The following is a 5711-nucleotide window of genomic DNA, read 5'->3' as shown; positions in this document are numbered from 1 at the left end:
TTTCTTAAAGCTTTGTGGGATACCACCATACTCTCAGACGTATCTGATGAGTGTGCTATATTCAGATTTTCGCCGATAGTCGGGATTGTCTGAATTAAAAGTATCAGTAAACAATGAAACGAAACCCAGTAAATCTCACACGTTCGGTATTCCTATGGGCAATGCTAGGAATCATTTGTGGTTTGTTTGGTGCAAGTTATTGGATATTTTTGTCTTACATGATGGTGGGATTTGAATATTTTAGTGGACATTCTCTACTAATCATCATGCCGCTTGCGGGTTTACTCATCGGTTTGCTCATTCATTGGCTGGGAAATCCTGGCGAAATAGGGTTGATTATTGACAATATTCATCTCAATGGTGGGCGGTTACCAATGAACGAGAATCCTTCGATGATTCTGTCGTCGCTAATCAGTATTGCAAGTGGAGGCAGTGCGGGTCCAGAAGCACCAATGGTGCAAGTCACAGGTTCAATTGGTACGTGGTTAGCCGATCGCTTTCAATTGCGCGGAGAGGCACTACGAACTTTGAGTATTGCTGGCATGGCATCTGGTTTTACAGTTTTGTTCGGTGCTCCTTTGGGTGGTACTTTTTTTGCTTTAGAAATCCTGCATCATCAGAATGTTGTGGAGTATTTTGAAGCAATCTTGCCTGCGGTAGTGGCAAGTTGTGCAAGTTACACCATTTTTGTAGCAATTACCCAGCTTGGAATAGGCCCTACCTGGCATTTTCCTCAATACAATGTGGACAGCCTTTATGACTTTGGCGCAGCGATTGCTTATGGAATCGTAGGTGCGCTCATGGGGTGGCTTTTTATCGCTATATTTCGCGGTGTAGGTCGCTTGTTTGATGCCATACCCAGTCCAATCTATGTGCGGACTACTTTAGCTGGGCTAGGACTTGGTGTTTTATCAGCTTTATTTCCGCTCACTCGTTTCTTTGGTGAACATCAAATTGAAAAAATTGTTGAGGGAAACTTTCCTGTGGAATTTCTCTTGATTTTAGTTATTGCTAAAGTGTTTGCCATTAGTACGACCGTAAATGGAGGCTGGCGGGGAGGGATTATCATCCCACTGTTTTTTATAGGAGCCTGTTTAGGAAAGGCAATCGCTATCATTAATCCCGCATCCAACGAGACTTTGGCAATGATTTGTGTAATGGCTGCTCTGAATTCAACAGTTACTCGAACTCCAATTAGTACAACTCTGCTACTGGCAAAATTGACAGGATTTAGCACTTTTACACCGATTCTCTTCGCTAGTCTCGTGGGCTTCTTCTTGGCTCCCCGATCTCCCTTCATTAGCTCACAGCGTAAAGTGGATTAACCAAACGGCTAGAATTCCTCTAATAGCTCGGTGTAGCGGTGAAAAATACGTGCAATTTGCGAGTGTCGAGTCTAAAGGCTTCTGCCATTACAAATGCACCAATGGCATCAAACAACATCTAGCCGTTGATACCAGTCAGCTTGCCGTTTTTGAGCCATTGCACAACAGCCAGTGTGTCCGATGAATGTGGCTTGATTGAAATGTTGAGTCACAACCTCGATTATTTTCACACTCTGACCCGTCAATATTCCGAAGATTACCATTCTGCAAGGGCAAGGGGTATCACCCGGATAAGATCATCAGAAAAATGGGTGAGAAACCCCGTCCTTCTAGGACGGCTTTACTTGAATTTTGCTAAGACCTTCTACTATTTCAGATGGGAGGTGCTAGACTGTGAAAGTAACGCCAAAGGTGAGCATGACACTAAAAGCCTTCAGTTACCGATTCTACCCCACGCCGGAACAAGAAAGTTTGTTGCGACGCACACTGGGTTGTACTCGTTTGGTTTACAACCGTGCATTAGCTGCAAGAACTGAAGCCTGGTACAAAGACCAGAAACGGGTAGGGTACGCTGAAACCTCTTCAATGCTAACCGAATGGAAGAAAACGGAAGAACTTGATTTTCTTAATGAAGTTAGCTGTGTACCATTGCAGCAATGCTTGCGCCACCTGCAAACTGCCCTGAGCAACTTCTTTGACGGGCGGGCAAAATACCCCAACTTCAAAAAGAAACGCAATGGTGGCAGTGCTGAGTTCACCAAATCTGCTTTTAAGTTAAAAAACGGACAGGTCTACCTAGCAAAATGCACTCAAGCGTTGCCTATTCGCTGGAGTCGGATGCTGCCTGTCGGTGCGACACCATCAACGATTACGGTGAAGATTTCACCATCTGGTAGATGGTCAGTCTCTCTGTTGGTAGATGTTGAAATTGAAGCACTACCTGTGTCAGACAGTCAAGTCGGCATCGACTTGGGAATTGCGAGTTTACTCACTCTGGACACTGGTGAAAAGATTGCTAATCCCAAAGGATTTAAGGCAAAGTATCGAAAGCTCAGGAGAGCGCAGAAATCTTTAAGTCGAAAGCAGAAAGGGTCTAACAACCGTCACAAAGCACGGCTTAAAGTAGCGAGAGTGCATCAAGAAATTACTGATGCCAGAAAAGATAACCTTCACAAGTTAACGACTCGATTGGTGCGCGAAAACCAAAGGATTGCCATTGAGGATTTAGCTGTGAAGAACATGGTTAAAAATCGGAAACTAGCTGTTGCCATAAGTGACGCAAGTTGGGGTGAATTGGTCAGGCAACTTGAATACAAGTGCAACTGATACGGTCGCACTTTAATCAAAATTGACCGATGGTTTCCGAGTTCAAAACGGTGTGGCAATTGCGGTCACATCGTTGAAAAGATGGCGTTAAATATCCGGGAATGGGATTGTCCTAAGTGCCGGACTCACCATGACCGAGACATCAATGCGGCAAGGAATATTTTGGCGGCAGGGCTTGCCGTGTCAGTCTGTGGAGCGACCGTAAGACCCGAACAGAGTAAATCTGTTAAGGCTGGTGCGAAACCCCGTCAGGGACAGAAGCAGAAACCCAAGCAGTGATGTTTGGGAATCCCCGCCCTAAAAGTGCGGGGAGGATGTCAACAGGCTGATGCTCAAACGGTTGGCGAATGATATAGAGCCCAAATGGGTTCTATCAGAGTCCCACCGTGAATAACTGTGAAGTTTTGTCGCTTTTTCGCGAAGTGCTTCCAGGCACTGCGGTAGACTAACCTTTAATTCTCTGTGCAGGCTATAGCGGTGGCACCTCGCCGTCAAATCTGTTCACTCGCAGAGGCAGCAAATTTTTAGTGACTCGTTGGGAGCCTTTATTCAATGTCTCATTCAGTCAAAATTTACGATACTTGCATCGGCTGCACTCAATGCGTCCGCGCTTGTCCGACTGACGTTTTGGAGATGGTGCCCTGGGATGGCTGCAAAGCAGCTCAGATTGCCTCATCTCCCCGCACCGAAGACTGTGTAGGCTGCAAGCGGTGCGAAACTGCTTGTCCCACCGATTTTCTGAGCATCCGGGTTTACCTGGGAGCAGAAACCACTCGCAGTATGGGTCTAGCTTACTAAAAATCGATCGACACGCCGATCGAATTACGGGCACAAAAGAGGGGGCAATTTAATCGCCCCCTCTTTTTTTGTCGCGGAATCTGCATTCTGGGGCCGGAAGAAGGTAAAAATGATAAAACTTAAGTTTTATTGCGATCGCTAAGCAGGAGTAGTACGTTAAATGTGCGGAATCGTTGGCTATATCGGCACGCAAGCAGCAAGCGAGATTTTGCTAGCAGGATTGGAGAAACTAGAATACCGGGGCTACGATTCAGCGGGCCTCGCTACCATCTCCGAAGGAGAAATTACCTGCATCCGAGCAAAGGGCAAATTGCACAGCCTCCGGGAAAAGCTAGCAGAGATAGACTCTCTGGCTCCCATCGGCATCGGACACACCCGCTGGGCCACTCACGGCAAGCCTGAAGAATATAACGCTCACCCTCACCTAGATAATAGCGGGCGAATTGCGGTAGTTCAAAATGGAATTGTCGAAAATTATCGCGAGTTGCGGAAAGAATTGAAAGCGAAGGGACATAAATTTGTTTCGGATACCGATACAGAAGTTATCCCTCATTTAATAGCTGAATTTTTGAAAGAAGCAAGAAGGGAGAAGGAAGAAGAAAAAGATAAAAAAACAGAAAAAATTGCTGATTTATCGTTTTTGGAAACCGTTTTAAAGGCGGTAAACAAATTAGAAGGAGCTTTTGCGATCGCCGTTATCTGTGCAGATTTTCCAGAGGAAATAATTGTCGCCAGACAGCAAGCTCCTTTGGTGATTGGGTTTGGTGCTGGTGAATTTTTCTGCGCTTCCGATACGCCGGCCTTAGTATCTCACACCCGCACTGTTTTGTCCTTAGAAAATGGCGAATTGGCAAGACTGACTTCGATGGGAGTGGAAGTTTACAGCTTTGCAGGGGAAAGGCTGAAAAAAAGCCCGCGCATCCTTGGTTGGAGTCCGGTTTTAGTCGAAAAACAAGGCTTCAAACACTTCATGCACAAGGAGATTTACGAACAGCCAGCCGTAGTCCGAGCTTGTTTGGAGGCTTATTTAGACAGCGATTGGCAGCCAGGAAATCCGCGCTCTCCCATCAATCTCAATTTGCCCAAGGAACTTTGCGCTGATGTCGAACAAGTTTCCATTCTCGCCTGCGGAACGAGCTGGCACGCCTCGCTAATCGGCAAATATTTGTTGGAACAATTAGCTAATATTCCGACTGCGGTGCAGTACGCTTCTGAGTACCGCTACGCACCGGCACCGCTGACAGCAAATACTTTAACTATTGGGGTAACTCAGTCGGGAGAAACGGCGGACACGCTGGCTGCTTTGGGGATGGAACAGCAGCGCCGCGCGGGTTTTACTGATAAATTCCGGGCGAGAATGTTAGGCATTACTAACAGAACCGAAAGTTCGATCGCCCACATGATGCCGCAGGTAATCAACACCCACGCTGGTATAGAAATCGGCGTTGCTGCGACTAAAACTTTTGTCACTCAGTTGATGGCATTCTATTTCTTAGCTTTGGATTTGGCGCACCAGCGGCAAACAATCAGCACTGAGAGATTGGCAGAAATTATTACTGGTTTGCGCCAGTTGCCAGCGGAAATTGAGAAGTTTTTGGAGATTCAAGAACAGTATGTGGAGGAATTGTCTCACCAGTTTACAGACACCCAAGATTTTATCTTTTTGGGGCGGGGAATTAATTTTCCGATTGCTTTGGAAGGGGCGCTGAAACTGAAGGAAATTAGCTACATTCACGCCGAAGGATATCCGGCGGGAGAGATGAAACACGGCCCGATCGCCCTTTTGGATGCGAAAGTGCCTGTAGTGGCGATCGCCATGCCAGGAAGCGTCTACGAAAAAGTGCTTTCCAACGCTCAAGAAGCCAAGGCCCGCGACGCCCGTTTAATTGGCGTTACGCCGAAGCAAGGTGTGGCGGAAGCCGAGATTTTTGACCACGTTTTGCCCGTGCCTTTGGTGGATGAATTGTTGTCACCGATTGTGACAGTGATTCCGCTGCAATTGTTGGCTTATCACATTGCGGCGCGTCGGGGTTTGGATGTGGATCAGCCGCGCAATTTGGCGAAGTCGGTGACGGTAGAATAAAGGAAGTCATTAGTCAGTAGTCATTAGTCAGTAGTTGGTTGTTGGTTGTTGGTTGTTGGTTGTTCGTTCTAATAACCAATAACCTATGCCCGATGCGCGATACCCGATGCCCGATGCCCGATGCCCGATGCCCGATGCCCGATGCCCGATGCCCGATGCCCGATGCCCGATGCCCGATG

At 47.0% G+C, this 5711-nt stretch carries 4 protein-coding genes and 1 pseudogene; 4 read left to right on the top strand and 1 reads right to left on the bottom strand.

The features are described 5' to 3' along the window. Positions 1–113: 113 nt before the first annotated feature. Complete coding sequence (locus QUB12_RS36445; RefSeq protein ID WP_333141885.1) at positions 114–1325, top strand: chloride channel protein; 1212 nt, start codon at positions 114–116, stop codon at positions 1323–1325. Between the two features lie 107 nt (positions 1326–1432). Here the strand turns inward: QUB12_RS36445 and QUB12_RS36440 are convergent, their stop codons facing one another. After that, positions 1433–1555: a hypothetical protein gene (locus QUB12_RS36440; RefSeq protein ID WP_333141886.1), complete on the bottom strand. Its 123-nt coding sequence runs from the start codon at positions 1553–1555 to the stop codon at positions 1433–1435. A gap of 187 nt (positions 1556–1742) precedes the next feature. Between QUB12_RS36440 and QUB12_RS36435 the strand changes: the two are divergent. The 3 genes and pseudogenes from QUB12_RS36435 (at position 1743) to glmS (ending at position 5532) form a co-directional block, all read left to right on the top strand. Beyond that, a pseudogene (locus QUB12_RS36435) lies at positions 1743–2930 on the top strand (RNA-guided endonuclease InsQ/TnpB family protein). Between the two features lie 273 nt (positions 2931–3203). Next, positions 3204–3449 (top strand): photosystem I iron-sulfur center protein PsaC, encoded by a 246-nt coding sequence (psaC, locus tag QUB12_RS36430; protein WP_015175986.1) that lies wholly within the window; start codon positions 3204–3206, stop codon positions 3447–3449. Between the two features lie 160 nt (positions 3450–3609). Further along, the gene (gene glmS / locus QUB12_RS36425) at positions 3610–5532 is read left to right on the top strand and encodes a glutamine--fructose-6-phosphate transaminase (isomerizing) (RefSeq protein ID WP_333310952.1); all 1923 of its coding nucleotides are present in this window, start codon (positions 3610–3612) and stop codon (positions 5530–5532) included. Positions 5533–5711 lie beyond the last annotated feature (179 nt).

The organism is Microcoleus sp. B7-D4 (genome assembly GCF_036705125.1).
GTDB lineage: Bacteria > Cyanobacteriota > Cyanobacteriia > Cyanobacteriales > Microcoleaceae > Microcoleus.
This window is presented reverse-complemented; position numbering and strand designations above follow the sequence as displayed.